Raw genomic sequence first — 23,035 nt, forward strand, 5'->3', positions numbered from 1 at the left:
TATAATTTAGTCTATTGTATGAGGCATATTATATTTTACATATTATTGATTTCAACATTCTTTGGGTTTTCCCAAGAAGAGAACAAGAAGGCAGTTAAAACACTTGAGCAAGCCAAAGATTTAGTTTATGAAGGCAATGAACTAGCACTCAATGAAGACTATATAAATGCCGAAATGGAATACAGAAAAGCTATTTCAAAAGAGCCTAGTTTAGCGGTTGGAAATTATAATTTGGCGAATGCTTATTATGAAAAAGGAAGCTTTGATGAAGCACTTTACCGATTACAACAAGCTGCTAAAACGGCCGTTTCAAAAGAGGAAAAGCATAAAGCCTATCATAATATTGGTAATGTGTTGATGCAAAACAAGAAGTGTAAAGAAGCAACTGAAGCATTCAAAAATGCCCTTCGAAACAATCCAGCCGATGAAGAAACGCGCTATAACTATGCGTTAGCAAAGCAATGTGCAGAAGAGCAACAAGAACAGCAAGATCAACAAGACGAAAATAAAGATCAGAACGACCAAAACGACGAGAACAAAGATCAAGACGACAAACAGGAGGATCAAAAGGAAAACGAAGACGAAAACAAGGAAGATCAAAAAGATCAAGGGGATCAGGATCAGAAAGAAGGTGACGATCAGAAAGATGAAAAAGGCGATCCAAAAGATGAACAGGAAAAAGATGGCAATCAAGAAAACCAGGACAAAGAACAACAAAAGCCTCAACCAAAACCAGGACAATTGTCTCCTCAACAAATAAAAAATTTATTGGAGGCCATGAATAACCAAGAAGAAAAAGTTCAAGAAAAGATAAATGCAGAAAAAACAAAAGGAGTTAAAGTCAGATCGGAAAAAGATTGGTAATACCTTGAATTTTCAAAATCATCAGAAACTCATTTTGAATTAGAATTATGAAACCAATAAAACATTTTCTCGTACTCATGTTGTTGCTTGTAACATCTGTTACTAGCGCTCAAGTTACTTTTGAAGCAAAAGTCAGCAAAAAGAAATTGGGTATCAACGAACGACTTCGTGTTGATTTTGAAATGAACAAGGATGGAGACAACTTCAATCCTCCAGACTTTGCAAATTTCATGGTAGTTGGAGGTCCTAACCAATCAGTCAGTAATTCCTGGATAAACGGAAAGCGTTCCTACTCAAAAACATACAGTTATTTTTTGGCACCCAAACGACAAGGGACTTTTACCATTACACAAGCTACTATAGAGATAGAAGGTGAGGTATATAAAACTACACCAATTCAAATAACAGTTACAGCGGCCGTTGACAAACCAAAAGATGGTAACAATGCCGACTATATCGCCTCGGAGAATATTCACCTAGTTGCCGAAGTTTCCAAAACAAATCCGTACTTAAACGAAGCGATTACAGTTGTTTATAAACTTTATGTATCGCCCAACACAGGAGTCAGTAATTGGCGCGAAATAGACAATCCCAAGTACAGCGATTTTTGGAGTCAGAATATTGATATTAAAGGACTAAAGGTTCAAAATGGCACTTATAGAGGAGAAGATTACCGGTATGTGGTTTTAAGAAAAACAGTACTATACCCTCAAAAAACGGGTAAGTTAGAAATAGAACCATTAAGCTTGGACATAACGGTTGATGTACCCACTAACAGACGCGATATTTTTGGAGCCAGATTAATGAATCAAGTTCATAAAACGGTATCAGCAGGCAATAGAACGATCAACGTGAAGCCTCTGCCAGAAAAAGGAAAACCAGCCGATTTTACAGGTGCGGTTGGCGATTTTTATTTTAAGGTGACCACTTCAAAATATGAGTTAAACGCATCGGAATCGCTTCAAGCAAAAGTTGAGGTATCTGGTAAAGGAAATTTAAAATTATTTGAATTACCAAAATTAAACCTGCCAAGTTCATTAGAAGTTTATGAACCTGAACACTCTGAAAATGTTCGAACCAATTTGGACGGTATGCAGGGTAGCATTTCAGACAGCTATACGGTTGTACCCCAATATAAAGGTAAATATCCTATTCCCAGTATTTCGTTTTCATATTTCGATTTAAAAACAGAATCATACAAGACCGTTAATTCCAATGAAATAGTCGTTGATGTTTTAGAAGGTCCAACTAGTAATGTTGGAGAGGACATTACTTCAGCTAATGGTAACAAACAACGGGTTGTATTGAGTAATAATCAGTTTGCTTTTGTAAAGACCAATACAGACTTTGTTTCCACAAAACCAAAGCACTTTTTTAAATCTATGGCATTCTGGTCGGCCATGGTTTTGCCATTTTTAGCAATTCCATTGGTTATTGTTTTCAAAAAACAACAGGAAAAAAGACAAGCAGATGTCTTTGGCAATAGAATTAGAAAAGCTGATAAGTTGGCTAAAAAGTACTTGGGTGAGGCCAAAAGAGAATTGGGTATTAAAGAATCTTTTTACATAGCTTTAGAAAAAGCACTACACAATTATCTTAAAGCCAAGTTACATATAGAAACCAGTGATTTCACAAAGGAGAGAATTTCTGATTTGTTGATTTCAAAAGGAGTTGATTCCGAAACGGTATCTCATTTTAATGCTCTTTTGGAAAGCTGCGAATTAGCAAGGTACACACCAATTAATCATGTTGAAATGCAAAAGGATTATGATTTGGCAGCAAAAACGATTACAATTATAGATAAAGAAGTTAAATAAAGAATGATGAAGAAGTTTTTGATTTTAACGTTTTTAATAATTGGCGTAAGTGGTTTTGCCCAAAATATGGCCTTGTTTGAGGAAGGTAATGAACTTTATAATGATGGGAAGTATCAAGAGGCTATTGAAAAGTATGAAGCTATATTAGATAGTGACGTGCATTCGGCTGAATTATATTTTAATTTAGGCAATGCACATTATAAACTGAATCATATTGCTCCCAGTATTTATTACTACGAAAAAGCATTGTTGTTAAGCCCAACAGATAAAGAGATTCAAAACAATCTCAATTTTGCTGAAAACATGACCTTGGATGATATTGATGTTGTTCCTGAAGTAGGCATTTCCAAAGTCATAAACAAGGTATCCAATGGCTTGAGTTTTGATATGTGGGCTTATATATCTGTAATACTTGTTATAAATTTTGTTTTGTTATTTATTAACTATTTGATGTCAAAAAATTCTCAAAGCAAAAGAATGTCTTTCACTTTCAGTTTGGTCTGTTTGTTTTTAGCTTTTGCCGCTTTAACTTCAGCATTCAACAAGTATAACTTGGATAAAAGTAATAACCCAGCTATTGTATTTGCGCAAGAGAGTAGAGTTAAAAATGAACCAAATCTGCGATCTGAAGAAGCGTTTAGATTACATGAAGGCACCAAAGTTCAGGTTTTGGATACTGTTGATAGTTGGAAAAAGATCAAGCTTTCTGATGGTAAAACGGGGTGGATTCCATCACAAGATATCAAGTTGTTAAATAGGTTTTAAAGTTTATTTAACAAATCTAAATTTTTAAATAGTATCTTTGTTTAAATGAGGAAAAAAACTATATCAACCATACTATCCATTTTATTCGTGGCATTTATCACAGCGCCAACGATTATTATTGCAGTGGATAATACGGTTGACGTTTCAATTTTCTACAGTATTACCGAAGAAGAAAACGAAAACATAAAACTTCCTTTTCCAGACAATAGCTTCAAAGGTTTAGAAAGTCTGGTGAGTCTTGACTCTGAAGAAAACTCAGGATATTATTTTAAAAACTATCCTAAACCACATCTCAATTTGATTTCTCCGCCTCCAGAGGCACACATATTATAATTCTAGATTCAAATTTGGGTTTTCCCCATAATTTACTATTTAACTTTGTTGACCAATTAGGTTGACTTTAACTTTTTATAATATGTTTAAGTATATTAAAAGTGACATACCAGCGAGTATTGTCGTGTTTTTTGTTGCCTTACCATTGTGTTTAGGTATTGCTCTTGCCAGTGGAGCGCCATTGTTTTCAGGATTAATTGCCGGTATTATTGGTGGAATTGTTGTTGGTGGTTTAAGTGGCTCTAATATAGGAGTTAGTGGGCCAGCGGCAGGATTGGCTGCAATCGTATTAACCGCCATAGGCACATTAGGAGGCTATCAAAACTTTTTAGTTGCTGTTGTTTTAGGAGGTGTCATTCAATTGTTGTTAGGAGTGCTAAAAGCTGGTATCATTGGATATTATTTTCCGTCATCTGTAATTAAAGGCATGCTTACTGGAATAGGCATCATCATTATACTTAAACAAATTCCACATTTCTTTGGTTATGATGCTGAACCCGAAGGTGCTGACAGTTTCATTGAAACTTCAGGAGAAAATACGTTTTCAGCCATATTGCATATTTTCGATAATCTCATTTTAGGGTCTATGGTTATTGGTATTGTTGGATTGGGAATCATGCTGTTTTGGGATAATATATTAGCTAAAAAATCTAAATTTTTTAAAATAATTCAAGGCCCATTAGTCGCTGTGGTACTAGGAATTATTTTCTACATATTGACCAAATCTCATGAAACATTATCAATATCCCAATCGCACTTGGTGAGTGTTCCCGTGCCTGAAGATGCTTCATCATTTTTAGCGCAGTTTAGCTTTCCTAACTTTAGCGTGATTACGAGCCCAGATGTTTGGATTGTTGCTTTTACAATTGCTTTAGTAGCTAGTTTAGAGACCTTATTGTGCGTTGAGGCTACTGATAAGTTGGATCCGCATAAAAATGTAACTCCAACAAACAGAGAACTTTTAGCCCAAGGAACAGGGAATATTCTATCGGGATTAATAGGTGGATTACCAATTACTCAAGTTATTGTAAGAAGTTCTGCTAATATTCAATCAGGTGGGCGCACTAAATTATCCGCCATTGTTCATGGCTTTCTGTTGTTAATTTCGGTTATTTTAATTCCGACATTATTAAACATGATACCGCTATCGGTTCTGGCCGCCATTTTATTGGTCGTGGGTTATAAATTAGCCAAGCCACAATTATTCAAACAAATGTACAAATTGGGGTGGAAGCAATTTGTTCCTTTCATCGTAACGGTTGTAGGTATTGTATTCACTGATCTATTGATAGGTATTAGTCTGGGATTAGCTGTTGGTATCGTCGTCATACTTTTAAAGAGTTATCAAAATTCTCACTTTTTACACATTGAAGATAAAAGTAATGGTAAGCATAAAATAAAAATGACACTTGCGGAAGAGGTAACATTCTTCAATAAAGGAGCCATTCTTAATGAATTAAATAGCTTACCAGTGGATACCAATTTGGAATTGGATGTGAGAAACACCAGATATTTAGACAATGACATTATTGAGATTTTGGATGATTTTGCGTTTAAAGCAAAAGAACGTAATATCAATATAAAATTGGTTTCAGAACGCGGTGTCATAGAAAATCCTGAAAGTTTTATAGAGTTCTTCAAGTTGGAGCCTAAAATTGCAAAATAGAGTTAACAGTAAAATAAATATTAATAAAATTCTTGGAGAATCTAATTTCCAAAATGAAGTAAACACAGAAATTTAAAAACACAATTATGAAAGCGCATACAAGAGAAACTCAAGCAACCATGACACCTAAAAAGTCCTTACAATTTTTAAAGGAAGGAAATTTAAGGTTTCAGCAGAACCTAAAAGCCAATAGGAATTTATTGGAACAAGTCAATGATACCAGCGATGGCCAATTTCCATTCGCTACGATTTTGAGTTGTATTGACTCTAGAGTATCAGCAGAACTTGTTTTTGATCAAGGTTTGGGTGATATTTTCAGTGTTCGTATTGCCGGGAATTTTGTTAATGAAGACATACTGGGAAGTATGGAGTTTGCCTGCAAATTGGCAGGTACCAAGTTAATAGTTGTATTAGGACATACCAGTTGCGGTGCAGTCAAAGGTGCTTGCGACGATGCCAAATTAGGAAACTTAACAACAATGTTGAGTAAAATTAAACCAGCAGTAAACGCCGTTACAGAACCACAGGATGCTACTTTAAGAAACTCTAAAAACTTGGAATTTGTTGATAACGTTTCAGCTAAAAATGTTCAATTAACCATCGATAGAATTTTAAAAGAGAGTGATGTTTTAGCCGAAATGCAAAATAATGGAGAGATCATGATTATTGGTGCTATGTATGATATTAATACAGGTGAAGTAACCTTTTACGAATAGTAATAAATTAGTTATTGAAAAGAAAAGTTTTAAGCAGTGTTAGCCTTGTTGGTAACACTGCTTTTTTTATGTTAAATTGAGAATGAACAACATTAAGTTTCTTTTTGTAGATTTACTGAAGTAGCTCAAAATCTAATAGAATAGGTGAAAACAAAAAATGAACTCTAATAATATCTCAAGTGGATTTAAACAAGGTTTTTGATAACAACAAAAAATGGATCCAGGAAAAACTGGATGTCAATAGTACTTATTTTGATGATTTGGGTAAAGGGCAGAGCCCAGACTTGTTATACATTGGTTGTTCAGATAGTCGGGTTACGGCTGAAGAACTTATGGGTGCAGAGCCTGGAGAAGTATTTGTACACCGTAATATCGCCAATATGGTTATTAGCATTGACTTGAATGTGATGTCTGTAGTCAATTATGCTGTTGACCATTTAAAGGTAAATCATGTGGTTGTCTGTGGTCACTATGCCTGTGGAGGCGTCAAAGCAGCCATGCAATCGGCCGATTTGGGAATTCTTAATCCTTGGTTGCGTAACATTCGCGATGTTTACAGAATCCATAGGAAAGAGCTAAATGCCATTGAGGATGAGGACAAGCGCTATGATAGATTGGTAGAACTCAACGTTAAAGAACAATGTGTCAATCTAATAAAAACAGCTGCCGTTCAAAAAGCCTATAGAGATAGAGGTTTAAAAGTACATGGCTGGGTGTTTGATGTACACACAGGAAAATTGATAGACCTAAAAATAGATTTTGAAGGCTATCTTAAAGATATCATGGAAATCTATCATCTAGATTAAAAATCAGCAGTAAAAATATACTAATGACTTACTTCTGAAGAATTTTCTGTGTTTTCTTCAGTCAATTCAGCCTTAATCAATGTTGGAAATAATAAAGGCGCTAATGACTTTACAGGCTCATAGAGTACGGAATCTTTGGTGTGTTCTTCATCAACAAATGTGATCGTACTGTTCATTTTTTCAAAAATAATAAGCAAAACACTCAAGATCAGTCCAATTTTAAGTAAACCAAAAACACCTCCTAATAATTTGTTCAAAAAGCCTAAAGCTGCGAAATCAGCCAATTTAGTCAAGGCTTTGCCTGCTAAAGCCACAACCAAAACAATGACAATAAATGTTATGGCAAATGCCGTGATGTTGATGGTTTTTTCATCCCATGCTACATGGTCCATTAAAATATTGGCTAGGTAATAACTAAAGTGAATGGCTCCATAAACACCAGCAATTAAGGCAGCCAAAGATGCAATTTCAACAAAAAGACCCCTTAAAAGCCCTCTTACCAGTCCAAAACCGAGTAAAACAATTAAAACAATATCTACAATAGCCATAACTTATAGAATTTCAACAAATATAAAGTAATGCTATATTACTTCTTTTGTAACTTTGTTTTTTTAAAATTATTATGTCAAGAGACCTCGAATTAAAACAACGATGGGAATTGGTAGTGGAAAAACTGTCCAATCAATTTGCTGATGGAGAGACTTTGGATTTGGATGCTATCATCTATCTTATTGGTGTGCAGGAATTAGGTCAGTTCAATAGAAAATTCAAGAAAGATCATAAACTGGATTTGATGCACATAGCCATTTGTCGCCTTTTAGAGCCTTATGGGTACTATGAATTTGATTATTATGACGATGATAAATGGCCTCATTACAAAGTAAAAGCGCAGTTGCCCAATCTAAAGGCGGGCGAACAAAGCATCTTGATGAAAGAAGCTATTGTAAACTATTTCTTGACATCAGAGTATATAGAATAAGATTTACTAAATTTGCAGGCGTTATTAGGATATCATGATAGATAAGTTAAAAGAATTAATTGCTGAAGCCGAAGCGTTTAGTGCGCAGACAAAAGAAGAAGTTGAAGCTTTCCGAATCAAGTATTTAGGAAAAAAGGGGCTATTAAACGACTATTTTAAAGAATTTAAAAACGTTGCTAACGACCAGAAGAAAGAATTTGGTCAAGTGATTAATACTCTAAAGAAAACAGCTGAAGACAAGGTAAATACCTTAAAGGAAGAACTAGAGAGCATGGAAGAAGTTAAAGGTATTTATGGTGACTTATCACGTCCTGGAGAGCCAATTGAGATTGGCGCCAGACACCCTATTTCAATTGTTAAAAATCAAATTATTGATATCTTTTCGCGAATAGGATTTAATGTGAGTGAAGGTCCAGAAATTGAAGACGACTGGCACAATTTTACAGCGTTGAATTTGCCCGAATACCATCCAGCGCGTGATATGCAGGACACGTTTTTTATTCAAACCAACCCAGATATATTATTGCGTACGCACACGAGTTCAGTTCAGGTACGTTATATGGAAAACAACAAACCACCTATTCGTACCATTTCCCCTGGTCGCGTATACAGAAATGAAGCTATTTCAGCACGTTCCCATTGCTTTTTCCACCAAGTAGAAGGATTATATATTGATAAAGATGTGAGCTTTGCCGATTTAAAGCAAACGCTGCAATACTTCACCACTGAAATGTTTGGGAAGAGCAAAATACGTTTACGTCCGTCGTATTTTCCATTTACAGAACCTAGTGCAGAAGTAGATGTGTATTGGGGATTGGAAACAGAAACCGATTATCGTATTACAAAAGGAACAGGTTGGTTAGAAATTATGGGTTGTGGTATGGTTGATCCCAATGTTTTGGAAAACTGCGGTATTGATTCTAAAACCTATTCTGGTTTTGCCTTTGGTATGGGTATTGATCGTATTGCCATGTTATTGCATCAAATAGGTGATATTCGTTTGTTGAGTGAGAATGATGTGCGTTTTTTAGAGCAATTTAAGTCGGCACTATAAACCGCATGAAAAAAGACATCCAAATTCCAAAAGTTACCGACGTTTATGTAGCTGTAGTTAACGAGTTCAACAAAGAACACCAGACGCAGGATTGGAATGCCTATATCATCAACAACAAGGATGTAGATTTAGATACCGTTTTAATTGCCACCAAAGGTTATAGTGAAGATAAAATAACGCCTGTTATACGTCATACCATCAAAATGCTGCCGGCCAGAAGCTATGCCAAAATAGAATACTTACAAGAAGCGGTTTTAAAACTCAACAACGAGTTTAAAGTCACTTTTTTTGAAGGCAATACCATGTATGATAAAACCTACTTGTTTAGAAAAAATACCATTAACAAAAATGCCCTGCAAACCATACCATTAATGCAGGAAAAAGGGGTGTTGGTGAAGTAATTACTGATTTTTGAACTAAAAATCAAAGGCAACTTGATTTATGAGACAAATTGCCTTTTGTAAAACCAATAGAGTTTTAAAAAATTATTCCACTGGTTTTAATGGTGAGTGATGTTCATGAACCATTTTCCACCCATCCTTGGTTTTAACAAACAATAAGGTGATTTGATCATTTACAATCACTAAATCTTCACCAAATTTTAAATGAAAATCTGAATGAAAAGTTAGGTTTGCTACATCACCATATACAGCTATTTTTAAATCTTTGGCATCAAATTTTATAACTTCAGAGACTGAACCAAACACACTTCTTTCATGAGCTTCGTTTGCAATATCTCCATTACGTGGCTCTCCATTTTTAAATTCAGTGAACTTTGGGCCATATGCATGAAATGAAATGAGTTTATCTAAATCTTTATCCTTTATGCTCTGTGCAATAGCACCAAAAGTTTCCATAACTTCTTGTTTAGCTGCTGGAAATTCATCATTTATTAAGTCCACTTGTGCATGGCAGTTAGCAATGAATAATCCTAATGTTATAAATAGCGAGAACGTTAAATTTGCTTTCATAATGTACTGTTTTGATTAAATTAGTTTAGTAAAATTCATCAAAATCAAATACAAAGGACTTTCAGAAAAGTTCAAAAAATATTCTAAAACGTCCAAATAATTTAATCAAATATTAGGAACAGAATGAGTCGTTCGAAATTGGTGGGGAGAAATATCGTAATGTTTTTTAAAGGACTGAATATAATGTGATGAATTTACAAAACCGCATTCATAGCATACTTGATTAATATTTAAATCACTTTCAACAAGAAGTCGCTTGGAATATTCAAGACGCTTTATTTTAATCCATTTTGAAGGTGTAGTATTGAATTTGTTTTTAAAATCTCTCTTAAAGGCTGAAAGACTTCTACCACATAATTTTGCAAACTCTTCGACCTTTAGATTATACAAGAAATTTTTTGACATGATTTCTTCAATATCAATTTTTGTTCTATAAGTTTTTAAATTGGAGTTTTGAAACTCTTGTTGGTCTGGGCGAATACCTGTTATAAACTCTTCTATTTCTGCTAAAATGGGAAATGTATCGCCTGTCCAGAACAAGTGATCTTGACCTTCAAACTCAACCAATTTAGAATTTGTAATACGTTCAGCTATATATCTACCTTCTTCTACTCGGATTTCAATATCACCTTTTCTAAACAGCAAAAGAGTGGGGACTTTTATTGAGGTCAATTCATCTGTTACATCAATAAATGTACATTGTTTATGTAGAATCAAAGCCGCTTTTGGACTTCCCCCTGAACGCAGATAACTAGCAAGCCAATCCATGAACTTTGTGTCATGTGCAAGGGATGGTACAAGTGTTCGAAGTTCATCTAGATTACCATGAGCCCAATTTTCCTCGATTAATTTATTTGAAATTTCTCGCTCTGCATCTGTTGGTGCCCAAGGATAGTCTTCGGAATATCTTCTTTTGGCAAATATTCCAAATCCAATGACCCCTAAAGTCTTTTCTGGATAGTATAATGAGAATAATAAACTAACTGAACCACCTTCTGAATGACTGAATAGAAATGCTTTTTCACAATTCGTTGCTTTCATGACTGCGTTTATATCATCCATTCGTTCTTCCATCGTGGAATATTCGTCTGTGCGATCCGATAGTCCTGTACCCCTTTTATCAAACAATATTAACCTTGAAAACAAAGTGAGTCGGGTTAGAAAACCTGCAAGTCTTGGTTCAGACCACATCATATCAATATTGGAAACCCACCCAGGTATATATATAATATCAACGGGACCATTTCCAACTACTTGATAAGCTATATTAAACTCACCGCTTTTTGTATAATTAGTTCTTGGCTTCATAATAATCAACTTACTTATACCAGAGGAATAAGAAATCGGAACTAATTGATGACAATTTCAACTAAATCAATCCAACTTCTCAGTTAGCTTTTTAAATACCTTTTTGGCATCCTTTCCATCATAAAGGATATCATAAACCGCATTAATAATAGGCAATCGGGTTTTCTTTTTGTTCTTTTCGTTGAGTAAATGGGCACTTTTGGTAGCATAATAGCCTTCGGCTACCATATTCATTTCCATCATGGCACTTTTTACGGTATAGCCTTTACCTATCATATTACCAAACATACGGTTTCTAGAAAACACCGAGTAACCCGTAACCAGTAAGTCACCCAAATAAGCCGAGTTGTTAATGTTACGTTTCATTTTGTGCATTTTCTTAATAAAACGCTTCATTTCGCGTATGGCGTTGCTCATCAAAACACTCTGAAAATTATCACCATATCCCAAGCCATGGGCAATTCCGGCAGCAATAGCATAAATATTTTTAAGCATCACGGCATATTCAGTACCAATGATATCGTCGCTTATTTTGGTCTTTATATAGTCGCTGGATAGGTTTTTAGCAATAGCTTTAGCCTTGTTGGCATCTGCACATGAAATAGTGAGGTATGATAAACGCTCCAAGGCGACTTCCTCGGCATGGCAAGGACCTGCAATAACAGCGATGTTTTCAAAAGGAATGTTATAAATGTCATGGAAGTGTTCACCAACCAATAAGCCCGATTCTGGAATAATACCCTTTACGGCTGAAACGACAATCTTACCTGTAATGTCAACGGTTAGTTTTTCTAGTTCACTGTGCATAAAAGCCGAGGGAATCACAAATATTAACACATCGGCATAGGTTGCCATTTCGTTTATATCATTGCTCAACTTAAGTTGATCCACTTTAAACTCTACCGAACTCAAATAACTTGGGTTGTGGTACTCTTTTAAAATGTGTTCTTTAGTATAAACACTACGCATGTACCAACCAACTTCCTCTAAATTTTCCGATAACATTTTGACGATTGCTGTTGCCCAGCTTCCTGCTCCAAATACCGCGTACTTTAAAGGTTTATCCATGAATTTTAAATTAATATTCAAGTCAAAAATACATAAAAAAAGCCGCTTTAGAAACTATCCTACAGAAGAAGCATTTTGATTTTGGCACGTGTTTTGAATTCTGTAAATCAATAACGTTAAAATGAAAGCTTATGAAGACTTTAAAACTACTTTTGGTATTTGCAGTATCGGCAACACTATTTACGTCTTGCTATACAGAAGAGATAATAGTTGATGGATATAATCCGCAACCAACGTCTTCAATTTCTTTGAATCAGTTATTAAATTCTTATGAGTTGTGGTACGTTGATATTAATGAAACTCTAGGATATGGTGAAACACCATTTTTACAAATGGCCTTTACAGTATCGTTTAGAAATGGAAACGTGTTCGCTAACAATAATTTGGTGGGTATTGGTAGTCAAGGTAACGGCTACGGTATTCAAATTGGCACTTATGATGCCTACAACATGATTTTGGATGTGTACCATATTATTGATGGATATCAAACATTTGATGTATATCAAATTAATAACAATACTATTGAACTCTATAACCCAAACAATGATACCTCATACTTTTTGGTCGGGTATCAGCGTGCGACTTTTGATTATGATTTTGTGTTTTATGATAACATTCACTATTTCTTGCAGGAGTACCGTGCATGGGAAAAAACCTATACCAGTGCTACTGGAACCGTAAATGATTTTGATTACGAAAACTATTTACAGTTTTTGGCTGGAGGTAATGATTCGGAGTTTAGAAGCTCGCAGGATGTGAATGTTGGTAACATAAACAACATTTATTGGGATTATACAGGTGTTTATGGTGTGAACAATATTCCTGGTAATATGTATATGAAGACGTTGACGCTGGACTATGATTATTTTGGAAATGAACATTTTGAATTAACAGTTCTGAACGATGCCAAAATAGAACTTTACCATATTTCTTCGCAGACTACATATGAGTTTACAGGACGTGGTTACATACAATTTATGCGTGATGCAGCAGGAAAGGAAACCAAGAAGCCTAAAATGCGGAAGTTTAAAGCCGAACGTCAAGATAACCCAAGAGAAAATAATAGGGTTTAAAAAAAATTTAAAATAATATGTGACCTTTGGTTAAGAGTTGTGTCAAAATATGTAGAATGAAGAATTGACGATGAATTCATTTTAAAAATTCTAGTTTAGAATAACGATTTTTGGTTGGTTGAAACTGTCTGCGAAACCTAGTAACAGGCAGTTTCTCATTTTAAAAGGCTATTAATCAATAGGAATTCCAAAAGAATTTTTTGAACTTTACAATAATTAATAACAAAACAAACAAAGAGAATTATGGGATTATTTTCATTTATTAAAGATGCAGGAGCCAAAATTTTTGGAATAGGTAAAACTACTGCTGAAGAAGCTGCCGAAGCAGCAGCAGATGCGGCAGCGGCAAAACTACGTAGAGAAGAGGCTGCAGCCAGCCGGTTAGAAGAAACCGTTAGTGATTTACAACTACAGGTTGAGAATTTAGACATCAAAATTGTTGATGATATGGCTACAGTTACTGGAATGGCATATGATCAAGCCACAAAAGAAAAAGTAGTTTTAGTTGTAGGGAACTCTAATGGTATTGCTACAGTTGATGATCAAATGACGGTAGAGCATACAGAACCTGAAGCACAGTTTCATACAGTTGTGAGTGGTGATACGTTAGGGAAAATAGCCAAAACCTATTATGGTAACGCTATGAAGTATCCTGTGATTTTTGAAGCTAATAAACCTATGTTGAAAGATCCAGATTTAATTTATCCTGGTCAAGTGTTACGTATTCCTGCGTTAGACTAATAAATACTTATTATAAAAATGAAGCCAGCTGAAAAGTTGGCTTTTTTTATTTATAAAAATTCATTTCATCCACATATTCCCATACATGTTCAGGGAGCATAGGCCTAATAATTTGGCCCGCTTTAATAGCTTTTCGAACGAACGTAGACGATAACTGAATAATAGGTGCATCAATATGGTGAATGCGATTGTGATTATCAAATTGAGTCTCTACAGCTCCATCAGATATTCTGGGATACACGTAAATATCATGGTGTTCTAATATGAGTTCATAGTTTTTCCATTTATGAAAACTCTTCAAATTATCTTCTCCCATGATGAGAGAAAACTCATAGTCAGGATGTTTTTCCTGCAAATATGTTAAGGTATTGATGGTATAATTTGGTTGAGGTAAGTTGAATTCAATATCGCTGGGTTTTAAACGCACATAATCTTTTGTGGCTCTATAGACCATTTCCAGCCTTTGATAATTATCCAGCAAAGATTGTTTTTTCTTAAACGGACTTTGAGGTGTAACGACCAACCAAATCTGATCTAAATCGCTATTTTCAGCCAAATGGTTGGCAATAATTAAATGACCAACATGAATGGGATTAAAGGTTCCAAAGTAAAGGCCAATTTTCATAGTACTTTAACTATTTATAAATTCAGAAACTAGGGTTTCAGCTTCCTTTAATGCTTTATCTAGGTTATCATTTTCAATAATCACATCAAAAAGTGGTGCAGTCGCTAATTCAGCTGATGCCTTGGCGATTCGCATATTGATTTTATCAGCACTTTCTGTTTTACGTTTTTTAAGTCTGATTTTTAACTCATCAATGCTCGGCGGCTTTACAAAGACAGCTAGTGTCTCACTGGGAAATTTACGTTTGATGCGTAATCCTCCTGACACGTCAATATCAAAAATAACATGTTTGCCATGAGACCAAATGCGCTCAACTTCGGTTTTTAAAGTACCGTAAAAATTGTCTCTGTAGACTTCTTCCCATTCCAAAAACGCATCGTTTTTAATTTTGTTTTTGAATTCCTTTGAACTTAAAAAGTAATAATCCTTGCCATCAACTTCCTCACCGCGTTTTTCACGGGATGTTGCAGAAATAGAGAATTCCAGATTAAGATCGTCAATTCCCAATAAATGTCTGACTATGGTCGTTTTACCTGAACCTGATGGTGCTGAAAATACAATTAACTTACCTTTCTTCATATTTACAACACGTTCAATAATTGTTCCTTAATTTTTTCAAGCTCATCTTTCATTTGAACTACTAATTTTTGCATGGGCGCATAATTACTTTTAGAACCTATGGTATTGATTTCTCGTCCAATTTCTTGTCCAATAAATCCGAGTTTTTTACCGTTGGAATCTGCAGAGTCCAATGATTTTATGAAATAGTCGAGATGGTTTTTAAGGCGTACTTTTTCTTCGGTGATATCAAATTTTTCAATATAATACACCAATTCTTGTTCGAATCGATTTTCATCAACCTTTTCCTTAAGCTCTTCTATTCCTTTACGCAGGCGCTCACGAACAGCCACGATACGTTCAGGGTCCATAGTGATAACTGCATCTAAAAGTTCATTGATATTTTGTATGCGATTTCTAAAGTCGGTTTCTAGCGCCTTACCTTCATCCAAGCGATAATTGTCTATACGTTTTAAGGCATCAAGCACACCTTCGGAAATGACCTTCCATTCGTCTTCATCAATATCATCTCGTTCGGTATTCAGTGCATCAGGAAATCTCACAGCCATTTTTAACAATTCGGTCTCATCACCATTTACAACCTCTTTAAGCTGTTTGATGTATTGTTGGACTACTGGTTTGTTCAATTGAGTTGAGGTTTCTTCCCCTGTCATTTCCACATAAATTGAAAAATCAATTTTACCACGTTCCAACTGATTACCAATAAGTTTCCGAAGACTTAATTCTTTTTCACGATACACAGAAGGCATTCGTGCATTCAAATCCAGGTTTTTACTATTTAGTGATTTAATCTCTATGGTTATCTTTTTGGTAGGTAACTGTAAAACAGATTTACCATATCCTGTCATTGAATGTATCATAAGCTTATTTAAAGTCCTACAAAGGTAACCAAAACTGTATGTTTTGAAAACAGATTTCCGTTTAATGCATTATGACCTATTAATTGTATTTTTGAAACCTAAAAAATAAAGAATGTTTACAAAAGAATTTGAAATACGTTGGAATGATTTGGATGCTAATATGCATTTGGCAAATGCTTCCTATATGAATTTTATGAGTCATACACGTATGGCTTTTTTTGAAGAATTTGGGTTTTCTCTAAATGAAATAGCCAAACATGAACTCGCTCCTATCGTTTTTAATGAGCACATTTATTATTTTAAGGAAGCGCATATTGGTGATCCCATTACCGTTGGTTTGGAGGTCACAGGTTTGAGTGAGGATGGTATGTTTTTTAGTATTGAGCACAATTTTTATGACAAAGAAGGAAAGAATATTGCCCATTGTGAAATGCTTGGTGCATGGATGAATTTTAAGACTAGAAAATTGACAAAATTGAATGAAGAACTTATGGCTTGTGCCAAACAGTTTCCAAAATCAAAAGATTTTAAGGTTTTAACAAAAGAAGACACACGCAAAAACCAAAAAAGACCGATAGACTTAACTTTTTAGTGCTGGTTTTTTTGTTACCAAGTATACACCAATAAAGATTAACAAAGCAGCAATGAGCTTAATGCCATTTATAGTGTCACTTCCCATAATAATGGCAAATATTCCAGCTATAACGGGTTGTATGTACAAAAACGTACTGACTGTTGAAGCTTTTAATTGTCTTAACGCTAACGGGTTTAAAAGGTAAGTGGCAAATGTTGCCCCAAGGATGACAAAAGCAACAGAGAAAATAATATATGGAGGGAATGATGTCCATACAACTTCAGAAAGTTCTCCATAGCCGAAAGGGGTCACCATAATTAGCCCAAATAAAAACAGCCAACGAATAAATGTAAAAGGATGGTATTTGTCAGTAATTTTCTTAATGAGGATTAAATAGATACTGTATGAAACAGCATTAATAAACACTAAAGTATTTCCTAATAATATATTGTCCCCAGCTTGGGTAGATCTGCCGTAAATACTCAACACAATTGCACCTGAAAACCCTAACAATATCCCGATAAATTTTAAATGGGTGATGCGTTCCTTGAGGAAAACAGCCGATAAGACCAACACAACAATGGGCACAACTGTCATGATTACCGAAGCATGTATAGGTGTCGTAAATTCAAAGCCTTTAAAGAAAGTAAGCATGTTTAAGGCTATACCAAAAATCGATGCAATGAAAAACTTAAAATAATCCTTTCGATCAATTTTTTCGGTTGGGGTGAATAAACTCAATATCCAAAAAAGAATGGTTGCCCCAATAATTCGTAAAAGGATAAAACCATAGGGTTTTATGTAACCATCGTCAATGACATCATTTGCAAATGTGAAAGTCAGTCCATAAATAACTTGAACCATAAAGGCAGCAAATAATGCAAAAAGACGGTTATTTCCCACTTAAGGCGTTTTTAACTTGTTCGACCGTTTTTTTGGAGTTGCCTATGAATATTTGATTGTCAATGATAATGACAGGACGACTTAAAAAGGTATAATGATCCAAGATATAATGTTTGTAATCGGCCTCTTTTAGGTCGGCATTTTTTAAATCCATTTCCTTGTACAACTTAGCACGTTTACTAAAAAGGGATTCATAACTACCCGAAATTTGTTGCATTTCCTCTACCTGTTTAACTGTTATAGGCTCTGTTTTGATGTCCTGTAATTCAAAATCTTCTGGTAGATTCAAATCTTTCAAAATACGAATGCAGGTACTGCATGTTTTAAGATAGTATACTTTTTTCATATCACATTAATATGGTGCAAAGTAAATCCATTTTAAAAGAATTTTGGTTAATTTTAAGCAAAAATAAACTATGGATTGGGCGTTTGATGTTTCGATTAAGAATAGAAAATTATTGGAATCTATTCTAGATAATTATACTTTACAACAACTCAATAAAATACCTGATGGGTTTAGCAATAACCTGATATGGAATATTGCACACACCATCGTCACACAGCAGTTACTGGTTTATAGATTATCTGGGTTGCCTTGCATTGTTTCTGAAGAGCTGATTGAACTATTTAAAAAAGGAACCAAACCTGAAAGGGATTTATCTCAAGCTGAAGTTGATGCCATTAAAAATTTGTTATTTTCTACCATAGAAAAAACGAAAGAAGACTACAACAACAAGGTGTTTCAACAATTCAATGAATATACTGTCACAACCAAAAGCACATTAACAAATGTGGAGGAAGCCATCGACTTTAACTGTTATCACGAAGGCATACATTTAGGTATTATATTATCCTTAAGGAAGTTTGTTTAATTACTTGTAGGCTAATAGCGCATCTATTTCATCATAGGCCATGTGAATTTCAGTAATGCCTGAAGAATAAGGTGCAATTTCATAGGTGTTATAAAATAATATAAGGCCATCGTCATCAAATCCTATATTCGCTGGAAGGGTGAAATTATCAGGATCAAAATAATCTTCTTTTTTGTCAGCTATCTCTTTATTAAAATGATTTTTGGCCAATTCTTCAAAAGCAGAAAAATTAGAAAACAAATCGTTATTGGAAATGATGTCTCCCGTGAGCGTATCAAAATTTAAAAACCTAATTGTTAAAATACCATGGGCTCCTCCAGTATTCAAATAACTCGTTATGGCAATGGATATTAAAGACTCCGATTGATAGGAAACTTCACCATCAATTTGAGCTTCCCAAACCATGGGGCTTTCTGGAAATTCATTTTTAAATTTTATATACTCATTGTTGAAATTAGTGATGCTTTCTTCAACAGATTTTGAATTAACCGGTTCCGGGTCGCCAATTTGCAAAGAAGCTATGATTGACTCGTTTATTTTAGAATTTATTTTTTCAGATACAGAGTTATTGCCTTTTGCTTTAGGAACAAATATTTCAACCAGATTGTTTTCAGGGGTAGTCATGTTTACTTCATTAAATAAAGTTGAAGATTTTTCTTCAGCACATGAAAGGTTCAGTAATGAGTAAGTTGATAGTATAATTACAATTAAAAAACTTCGCATAATGACTTCCTGTTAATCTTCTATTAAAGATAGTTATTGCATTTGAATAGACCGAATTAAAATATAACTTTGTGCAAAAGAACAATTATTTATGAAATTTAATACAAAAACAATACATGGTGGCCAGAAACATGACCCAGCTTATGGTGCTGTCATGCCACCTATCTATCAAACATCAACTTACGCGCAAAGCACACCTGGAGGGCACAAAGGGTTTGAATATTCCAGAACGCATAATCCAACAAGGCAAGCTTTGGAAAATGCCTTCGCAAGTATTGAAAATGGTAACTATGGATTGGCGTTTGGTTCTGGATTGGCAGCCATTGATGCAGTTATTAAGTTGCTAGAACCTGGTGATGAGGTTGTTTCGACCAATGATTTATATGGTGGTTCCTATAGATTGTTTACTTCAATTTTTAAAAAGTTCGGTATCAAGTTTCATTTTGTAGGCATGGAAAATGCGCATAATATTGAAAACTATATTAACAGCAATACCAAACTCATCTGGGTGGAAACGCCAACCAATCCCATGATGAATATTATTGATATAAAAGCCTGTTCTCAAATAGCTAAAAAGCACAATCTGTTGTTGGCTGTTGATAATACATTTGCAACACCATATTTGCAACAACCACTAGACTTGGGCGCTGATATAGTTATGCATTCAGCAACCAAGTATTTAGGGGGACACAGTGATGTGGTTATGGGAGCCCTAGTGGTCAAAGATAAAGACTTGGCTGACAAATTATATTTTATTCAAAATGCCAGTGGAGCTGTTTGTGGTCCACAAGATAGTTTTTTGGTTTTAAGAGGCATAAAAACATTACATATCCGAATGCAACGTCATTGTGAAAACGGTAGAGCTATTGCTGAATACTTGAATTCCCATCCAAAAGTTGAAAAGGTCTATTGGCCAGGTTTTGAAAACCATCCCAATCATAACGTCGCAAAAGAGCAAATGAACGATTTTGGAGGCATGATTTCATTTACAACCAAAGGGAATAATTTTGAAGAAGCGATCAAAATTGTTGAAAAGCTTAAAATATTTACATTGGCAGAATCATTGGGTGGTGTCGAATCCTTGGCGGGACATCCAGCGAGTATGACACATGCCAGTATTCCTAAAGAAGAACGTGAAAAAACAGGTGTTGTAGATTCACTCATTCGTTTGAGTGTTGGAATTGAAGATATACACGATTTAATTGCCGATTTAAAACAAGCAATTGGATAGTATTGTTCTAATTAAAAGAACCAAACAAAAAAGCCCTAGAAAATTTTCTAGGGCTTTTTTGTTTATTTTCAGATGTTAATCTAGATAATAGATATAGCCAAAATTCAGCCAAACCAGCCAATCATTATGTTTGTTAGAACTTAATTGATGATTCAAACCATCAATCCAATCACTAAAGTAGTATTGCCATCTTAAATCCAACATTAAGTCGGACAATTTGGTCAATTTATATCGCGCGCCAATACTGGTAACCACAGACCATGTACTTCCTGAATCAGGGTTAATTGATCCTGGTTCCCAATGGCTCCAAAAGTTGTTGGGATCTGCAATGGTTTGAGTTCCATATGTTGTAGAAGCTTTAGGGTTGTATGAAGTATAGTGTGCTCCTAAACTTACAAAAGGTGCAATTCTATAACTGAAAGCTTGAAAAGAGCGGATACTCAAAGGAAAATATTCCAATTGCATACCAATATCAAAGTTATTGGCTTCACCTTTGTGTTTTCTCAACCTTTCGGCATTATCCGATGTTCCAGCTTGCCACTGACCAAAATGGTCTAGTTTAGTAGTGTTATAAGAAATTTCACTTCGCAATTTAAAATGGTCGTTAAAATAGGTGTCTGTAGAGTAACAATTACAATCTGCTCTGTAGGCAAAATTTATGTAGTGAATCAAACCAATTCCAATACCAGAATTACCAAAATTTGTTTCATCGTTATTTCTAACACCAAAGTCTGATCTAAATTGAACGGGACCTACAATAGCACCAATTTCATGAGAAAACCCTAGTTGAGAAAATCCCATTTGCATTCCTGCAAAAAAGATTAAGATTATGGTTAATTTTTTCAAATTGAACATAGTATTACTTTCAATAATTTAGAGCAAACGGTTAACAAATATAAAAAAACGACTTTACCTACCAAATTAATTATTGAAATCCAGCAAGATATGAGACAAATTAACGAATAAATAATTATTACCAACCATATTACGAAAAATAAAAAAAAGACATTTCTTTTTTAAAGATAATGTATATTTGTGCCCATAAAATTTCACAATATTTTTATATTTCTTAAAACTCAAGAAAATGAAGGAAAAAATTAATGCTTTTCTAGATTCTGTAAAATTAAAAGATAACCATGAACCAGAATTTTTACAAGCTGTTCATGAAGTTGCAGAAACTGTGATACCGTTTATTGAAAACAACCCTCAATATAAAGGAAAAATGTTATTGGAACGCATGGTTGAACCAGAGCGAACAATAATCTTTAGAGTACCATGGATAGATGATGAAGGAAATACTCAAGTTAACAGAGGTTTTAGAGTTGAATTTAATTCAGCCATAGGGCCCTACAAAGGAGGACTACGTTTTCATCCATCAGTAAACTTGAGCATACTTAAATTTTTAGGGTTTGAACAGGTATTTAAAAACTCATTAACTACGTTGCCAATGGGTGGTGGAAAAGGAGGAAGTGATTTTAATCCTAAAGGAAAGAGTGATAATGAAGTTATGCGATTCTGTCAATCATTTATGACGGAATTATTTAGACATATAGGTGCTAATACGGATGTTCCAGCCGGGGATATAGGTGTAGGTGCCAGAGAGATTGGCTATATGTTTGGTCAGTACAAACGATTGAGAAATGAGTTTACGGGAGTATTAACCGGAAAAGGATTGTCATATGGAGGATCATTGATTAGACCTGAAGCGACTGGTTATGGATGTGTTTACTTTGCCAAAAATATGCTTGCTACAAAAGGAGATTCTTTTGAAGGTAAGACTGTAGTGATTTCAGGTTCTGGGAATGTTGCACAATTTGCTTGCGAAAAAGCTACCCAATTAGGAGCTAAAGTTGTTACCATGTCTGATTCTTCTGGGTATGTGCATGATCCAGAAGGAATTGATGAAGATAAATTAGCCTTTATAATGGACCTTAAAAATGTTAAACGCGGAAGAATTAGCGAGTATGCAGATAAGTATTCATCAGCGACATTTTTTGAAGGACAAAGACCATGGTCTGTTAATTGCGATATAGCATTACCATGTGCAACACAAAATGAGTTAAATGGAGACGAGGCAAAAACGTTAATCTCAAACAATGTGATTGCAGTCGCAGAGGGAGCCAATATGCCTACAACTCCAGAAGCCATTGAAGCTTTCCAAAAAGCTAAAGTATTGTTTTCACCTGGAAAAGCATCTAATGCTGGAGGTGTTGCAACTTCAGGTTTAGAAATGAGCCAAAACTCATTGCGATATAATTGGACTCGTGAGGAAGTTGATGCCAAGCTCAACCAAATCATGAATGATATTCATGAATCTTGTGTTACCTATGGTAAAGAAGAAGATGGCTACATCGATTATGTTAAAGGAGCCAATATTGCAGGTTTTGTTAAGGTTGCAGATGCTATGATTGCTCAAGGAGTGGTCTAGAACACAAATATTTTTTTCATATGAAGCTTTCTATTAATTTAGAAAGCTTTTTTGTTTTAAAAAGTATGAAATACCATAT

27 protein-coding genes are annotated in these 23,035 nt (G+C 34.7%); 16 read left to right on the plus strand and 11 right to left on the minus strand.

Going from position 1 to position 23,035, the window contains the following annotated elements; all coding sequences use genetic code 11:
- Positions 1-18: 18 nt before the first annotated feature.
- The 7 genes from C1T31_RS01850 to C1T31_RS01880 all read left to right on the plus strand — a co-directional run bounded on the left by C1T31_RS01850 (position 19) and on the right by C1T31_RS01880 (position 6,967).
- On the plus strand, positions 19-864 hold the full coding sequence (locus C1T31_RS01850; protein WP_103050751.1) for an aerotolerance regulator BatC: 846 nt from the start codon (positions 19-21) through the stop codon (positions 862-864).
- A gap of 47 nt (positions 865-911) precedes the next feature.
- Positions 912-2,681 (plus strand): BatD family protein, encoded by a 1,770-nt coding sequence (locus tag C1T31_RS01855; protein WP_103050752.1) that lies wholly within the window; start codon positions 912-914, stop codon positions 2,679-2,681.
- Between the two features lie 3 nt (positions 2,682-2,684).
- Positions 2,685-3,446 (plus strand): tetratricopeptide repeat protein, encoded by a 762-nt coding sequence (locus tag C1T31_RS01860; protein WP_317047280.1) that lies wholly within the window; start codon positions 2,685-2,687, stop codon positions 3,444-3,446.
- A gap of 45 nt (positions 3,447-3,491) precedes the next feature.
- Positions 3,492-3,779: a hypothetical protein gene (locus C1T31_RS01865; protein ID WP_243398876.1), complete on the plus strand. Its 288-nt coding sequence runs from the start codon at positions 3,492-3,494 to the stop codon at positions 3,777-3,779.
- Positions 3,780-3,861: 82 nt separating this feature from the next.
- Positions 3,862-5,445 carry a SulP family inorganic anion transporter gene (locus tag C1T31_RS01870; RefSeq protein WP_103050754.1) on the plus strand — a complete coding sequence of 528 codons (1,584 nt, stop codon included), beginning with the start codon at positions 3,862-3,864 and terminating at the stop codon, positions 5,443-5,445.
- An 86-nt stretch (positions 5,446-5,531) separates the two neighbouring features.
- Entirely contained in the window at positions 5,532-6,161 is a 630-nt protein-coding gene (locus tag C1T31_RS01875; RefSeq protein ID WP_103050755.1) for a carbonic anhydrase family protein, read from the plus strand.
- 179 nt (positions 6,162-6,340) lie between these two features.
- Positions 6,341-6,967, plus strand: a complete 627-nt coding sequence (locus tag C1T31_RS01880; protein ID WP_103050756.1) for a carbonic anhydrase — start codon at positions 6,341-6,343, stop codon at positions 6,965-6,967.
- Between the two features lie 20 nt (positions 6,968-6,987).
- On the opposite strand, the gene C1T31_RS01885 is transcribed toward C1T31_RS01880, so the two are convergent.
- The gene (locus tag C1T31_RS01885) at positions 6,988-7,515 is read right to left on the minus strand and encodes a CvpA family protein (RefSeq protein ID WP_103050757.1); all 528 of its coding nucleotides are present in this window, start codon (positions 7,513-7,515) and stop codon (positions 6,988-6,990) included.
- A gap of 74 nt (positions 7,516-7,589) precedes the next feature.
- Between C1T31_RS01885 and C1T31_RS01890 the strand changes: the two genes are divergently transcribed.
- From C1T31_RS01890 to C1T31_RS01900, 3 genes are read left to right on the plus strand one after another with little or no spacing between them, the layout of a single operon-like run.
- Complete coding sequence (locus C1T31_RS01890; RefSeq protein ID WP_103050758.1) at positions 7,590-7,946, plus strand: hypothetical protein; 357 nt, start codon at positions 7,590-7,592, stop codon at positions 7,944-7,946.
- 34 nt (positions 7,947-7,980) lie between these two features.
- Positions 7,981-9,000 (plus strand): phenylalanine--tRNA ligase subunit alpha, encoded by a 1,020-nt coding sequence (pheS, locus tag C1T31_RS01895; protein ID WP_103050759.1) that lies wholly within the window; start codon positions 7,981-7,983, stop codon positions 8,998-9,000.
- A 5-nt stretch (positions 9,001-9,005) separates the two neighbouring features.
- Positions 9,006-9,401, plus strand: a complete 396-nt coding sequence (locus tag C1T31_RS01900) for a hypothetical protein (RefSeq protein ID WP_103050760.1) — start codon at positions 9,006-9,008, stop codon at positions 9,399-9,401.
- An 84-nt stretch (positions 9,402-9,485) separates the two neighbouring features.
- Here the strand turns inward: C1T31_RS01900 and C1T31_RS01905 are convergent, their stop codons facing one another.
- The 3 genes from C1T31_RS01905 to C1T31_RS01915 all read right to left on the minus strand — a co-directional run bounded on the left by C1T31_RS01905 (position 9,486) and on the right by C1T31_RS01915 (position 12,347).
- Positions 9,486-9,971, minus strand: coding sequence for a YybH family protein (locus C1T31_RS01905; protein ID WP_103050761.1), 486 nt, complete (start codon positions 9,969-9,971; stop codon positions 9,486-9,488).
- A 105-nt stretch (positions 9,972-10,076) separates the two neighbouring features.
- Positions 10,077-11,279: an AraC family transcriptional regulator gene (locus tag C1T31_RS01910; protein ID WP_103050762.1), complete on the minus strand. Its 1,203-nt coding sequence runs from the start codon at positions 11,277-11,279 to the stop codon at positions 10,077-10,079.
- Positions 11,280-11,345: 66 nt separating this feature from the next.
- Positions 11,346-12,347: an NAD(P)H-dependent glycerol-3-phosphate dehydrogenase gene (locus C1T31_RS01915; RefSeq protein ID WP_103050763.1), complete on the minus strand. Its 1,002-nt coding sequence runs from the start codon at positions 12,345-12,347 to the stop codon at positions 11,346-11,348.
- A 131-nt stretch (positions 12,348-12,478) separates the two neighbouring features.
- Between C1T31_RS01915 and C1T31_RS01920 the strand changes: the two genes are divergently transcribed.
- Positions 12,479-13,420 (plus strand): nicotinic acid mononucleotide adenyltransferase, encoded by a 942-nt coding sequence (locus C1T31_RS01920; RefSeq protein WP_103050764.1) that lies wholly within the window; start codon positions 12,479-12,481, stop codon positions 13,418-13,420.
- Between the two features lie 243 nt (positions 13,421-13,663).
- Complete coding sequence (gene lysM / locus C1T31_RS01925; RefSeq protein ID WP_103050765.1) at positions 13,664-14,161, plus strand: peptidoglycan-binding protein LysM; 498 nt, start codon at positions 13,664-13,666, stop codon at positions 14,159-14,161.
- A 46-nt stretch (positions 14,162-14,207) separates the two neighbouring features.
- On the opposite strand, the gene nadD is transcribed toward lysM, so the two are convergent.
- The 3 genes from nadD to C1T31_RS01940 are packed head-to-tail and all read right to left on the minus strand — an operon-like array spanning position 14,208 to position 16,225.
- Entirely contained in the window at positions 14,208-14,786 is a 579-nt protein-coding gene (nadD, locus tag C1T31_RS01930) for a nicotinate (nicotinamide) nucleotide adenylyltransferase (protein WP_103050766.1), read from the minus strand.
- Positions 14,787-14,792: 6 nt separating this feature from the next.
- Positions 14,793-15,365, minus strand: a complete 573-nt coding sequence (gmk, locus tag C1T31_RS01935) for a guanylate kinase (protein WP_103050767.1) — start codon at positions 15,363-15,365, stop codon at positions 14,793-14,795.
- 2 nt (positions 15,366-15,367) lie between these two features.
- Positions 15,368-16,225 (minus strand): YicC/YloC family endoribonuclease, encoded by an 858-nt coding sequence (locus C1T31_RS01940; RefSeq protein WP_103050768.1) that lies wholly within the window; start codon positions 16,223-16,225, stop codon positions 15,368-15,370.
- A gap of 112 nt (positions 16,226-16,337) precedes the next feature.
- Between C1T31_RS01940 and C1T31_RS01945 the strand changes: the two genes are divergently transcribed.
- Complete coding sequence (locus tag C1T31_RS01945) at positions 16,338-16,817, plus strand: acyl-CoA thioesterase (protein ID WP_103050769.1); 480 nt, start codon at positions 16,338-16,340, stop codon at positions 16,815-16,817.
- On the opposite strand, the gene C1T31_RS01950 is transcribed toward C1T31_RS01945, so the two are convergent.
- Both C1T31_RS01950 and C1T31_RS01955 read right to left on the minus strand, forming a co-directional pair.
- Positions 16,806-17,702 carry a DMT family transporter gene (locus C1T31_RS01950; protein ID WP_103050770.1) on the minus strand — a complete coding sequence of 299 codons (897 nt, stop codon included), beginning with the start codon at positions 17,700-17,702 and terminating at the stop codon, positions 16,806-16,808. The genes C1T31_RS01945 and C1T31_RS01950 overlap by 12 nt on opposite strands.
- Complete coding sequence (locus tag C1T31_RS01955) at positions 17,692-18,048, minus strand: arsenate reductase family protein (protein ID WP_103050771.1); 357 nt, start codon at positions 18,046-18,048, stop codon at positions 17,692-17,694. The genes C1T31_RS01950 and C1T31_RS01955 overlap by 11 nt, the downstream gene beginning before the upstream one ends.
- 70 nt (positions 18,049-18,118) lie before the next feature.
- Here C1T31_RS01955 and C1T31_RS01960 point away from each other — a divergent pair, with 70 nt between their 5' ends.
- Positions 18,119-18,574 (plus strand): DinB family protein, encoded by a 456-nt coding sequence (locus C1T31_RS01960; protein WP_103050772.1) that lies wholly within the window; start codon positions 18,119-18,121, stop codon positions 18,572-18,574.
- On the opposite strand, the gene C1T31_RS01965 is transcribed toward C1T31_RS01960, so the two are convergent.
- On the minus strand, positions 18,575-19,297 hold the full coding sequence (locus C1T31_RS01965) for a DUF3298 and DUF4163 domain-containing protein (protein ID WP_103050773.1): 723 nt from the start codon (positions 19,295-19,297) through the stop codon (positions 18,575-18,577). It lies immediately after the preceding gene.
- 91 nt (positions 19,298-19,388) lie between these two features.
- Here C1T31_RS01965 and C1T31_RS01970 point away from each other — a divergent pair, with 91 nt between their 5' ends.
- Positions 19,389-20,528, plus strand: a complete 1,140-nt coding sequence (locus C1T31_RS01970) for a cystathionine gamma-synthase (RefSeq protein WP_103050774.1) — start codon at positions 19,389-19,391, stop codon at positions 20,526-20,528.
- Between the two features lie 75 nt (positions 20,529-20,603).
- Here C1T31_RS01970 and C1T31_RS01975 read toward each other — a convergent pair whose 3' ends face one another.
- Positions 20,604-21,335 (minus strand): THC0290_0291 family protein, encoded by a 732-nt coding sequence (locus C1T31_RS01975; protein ID WP_449404439.1) that lies wholly within the window; start codon positions 21,333-21,335, stop codon positions 20,604-20,606.
- A gap of 277 nt (positions 21,336-21,612) precedes the next feature.
- Here C1T31_RS01975 and gdhA point away from each other — a divergent pair, with 277 nt between their 5' ends.
- Complete coding sequence (gene gdhA, locus C1T31_RS01980) at positions 21,613-22,956, plus strand: NADP-specific glutamate dehydrogenase (protein ID WP_103050776.1); 1,344 nt, start codon at positions 21,613-21,615, stop codon at positions 22,954-22,956.
- Positions 22,957-23,035 lie beyond the last annotated feature (79 nt).

This window comes from Hanstruepera neustonica (assembly GCF_002895005.1).
In the GTDB taxonomy this organism is placed as follows: domain Bacteria; phylum Bacteroidota; class Bacteroidia; order Flavobacteriales; family Flavobacteriaceae; genus Hanstruepera; species Hanstruepera neustonica.

Excerpts from the sequence above, each read along its gene's own strand:
- C1T31_RS01850 (WP_103050751.1), top strand. The coding sequence starts at position 19 with ATGAGGCATATTATATTTTACATATTATTGATTTCAACATTCTTTGGG.
- C1T31_RS01855 (WP_103050752.1), top strand. The coding sequence starts at position 912 with ATGAAACCAATAAAACATTTTCTCGTACTCATGTTGTTGCTTGTAACA.
- C1T31_RS01860 (WP_317047280.1), top strand. The coding sequence starts at position 2,685 with ATGATGAAGAAGTTTTTGATTTTAACGTTTTTAATAATTGGCGTAAGT.
- C1T31_RS01865 (WP_243398876.1), top strand. The coding sequence starts at position 3,492 with ATGAGGAAAAAAACTATATCAACCATACTATCCATTTTATTCGTGGCA.
- C1T31_RS01870 (WP_103050754.1), top strand. The coding sequence starts at position 3,862 with ATGTTTAAGTATATTAAAAGTGACATACCAGCGAGTATTGTCGTGTTT.
- C1T31_RS01875 (WP_103050755.1), top strand. The coding sequence starts at position 5,532 with ATGAAAGCGCATACAAGAGAAACTCAAGCAACCATGACACCTAAAAAG.
- C1T31_RS01885 (WP_103050757.1), bottom strand. The coding sequence starts at position 7,515 with ATGGCTATTGTAGATATTGTTTTAATTGTTTTACTCGGTTTTGGACTG.
- C1T31_RS01890 (WP_103050758.1), top strand. The coding sequence starts at position 7,590 with ATGTCAAGAGACCTCGAATTAAAACAACGATGGGAATTGGTAGTGGAA.
- pheS (WP_103050759.1), top strand. The coding sequence starts at position 7,981 with ATGATAGATAAGTTAAAAGAATTAATTGCTGAAGCCGAAGCGTTTAGT.
- C1T31_RS01900 (WP_103050760.1), top strand. The coding sequence starts at position 9,006 with ATGAAAAAAGACATCCAAATTCCAAAAGTTACCGACGTTTATGTAGCT.
- C1T31_RS01905 (WP_103050761.1), bottom strand. The coding sequence starts at position 9,971 with ATGAAAGCAAATTTAACGTTCTCGCTATTTATAACATTAGGATTATTC.
- C1T31_RS01910 (WP_103050762.1), bottom strand. The coding sequence starts at position 11,279 with ATGAAGCCAAGAACTAATTATACAAAAAGCGGTGAGTTTAATATAGCT.
- C1T31_RS01915 (WP_103050763.1), bottom strand. The coding sequence starts at position 12,347 with ATGGATAAACCTTTAAAGTACGCGGTATTTGGAGCAGGAAGCTGGGCA.
- C1T31_RS01920 (WP_103050764.1), top strand. The coding sequence starts at position 12,479 with ATGAAGACTTTAAAACTACTTTTGGTATTTGCAGTATCGGCAACACTA.
- lysM (WP_103050765.1), top strand. The coding sequence starts at position 13,664 with ATGGGATTATTTTCATTTATTAAAGATGCAGGAGCCAAAATTTTTGGA.
- nadD (WP_103050766.1), bottom strand. The coding sequence starts at position 14,786 with ATGAAAATTGGCCTTTACTTTGGAACCTTTAATCCCATTCATGTTGGT.
- gmk (WP_103050767.1), bottom strand. The coding sequence starts at position 15,365 with ATGAAGAAAGGTAAGTTAATTGTATTTTCAGCACCATCAGGTTCAGGT.
- C1T31_RS01940 (WP_103050768.1), bottom strand. The coding sequence starts at position 16,225 with ATGATACATTCAATGACAGGATATGGTAAATCTGTTTTACAGTTACCT.
- C1T31_RS01945 (WP_103050769.1), top strand. The coding sequence starts at position 16,338 with ATGTTTACAAAAGAATTTGAAATACGTTGGAATGATTTGGATGCTAAT.
- C1T31_RS01955 (WP_103050771.1), bottom strand. The coding sequence starts at position 18,048 with ATGAAAAAAGTATACTATCTTAAAACATGCAGTACCTGCATTCGTATT.
- C1T31_RS01960 (WP_103050772.1), top strand. The coding sequence starts at position 18,119 with ATGGATTGGGCGTTTGATGTTTCGATTAAGAATAGAAAATTATTGGAA.
- C1T31_RS01965 (WP_103050773.1), bottom strand. The coding sequence starts at position 19,297 with ATGCGAAGTTTTTTAATTGTAATTATACTATCAACTTACTCATTACTG.
- C1T31_RS01970 (WP_103050774.1), top strand. The coding sequence starts at position 19,389 with ATGAAATTTAATACAAAAACAATACATGGTGGCCAGAAACATGACCCA.
- C1T31_RS01975 (WP_449404439.1), bottom strand. The coding sequence starts at position 21,335 with ATGCAAATGGGATTTTCTCAACTAGGGTTTTCTCATGAAATTGGTGCT.
- gdhA (WP_103050776.1), top strand. The coding sequence starts at position 21,613 with ATGAAGGAAAAAATTAATGCTTTTCTAGATTCTGTAAAATTAAAAGAT.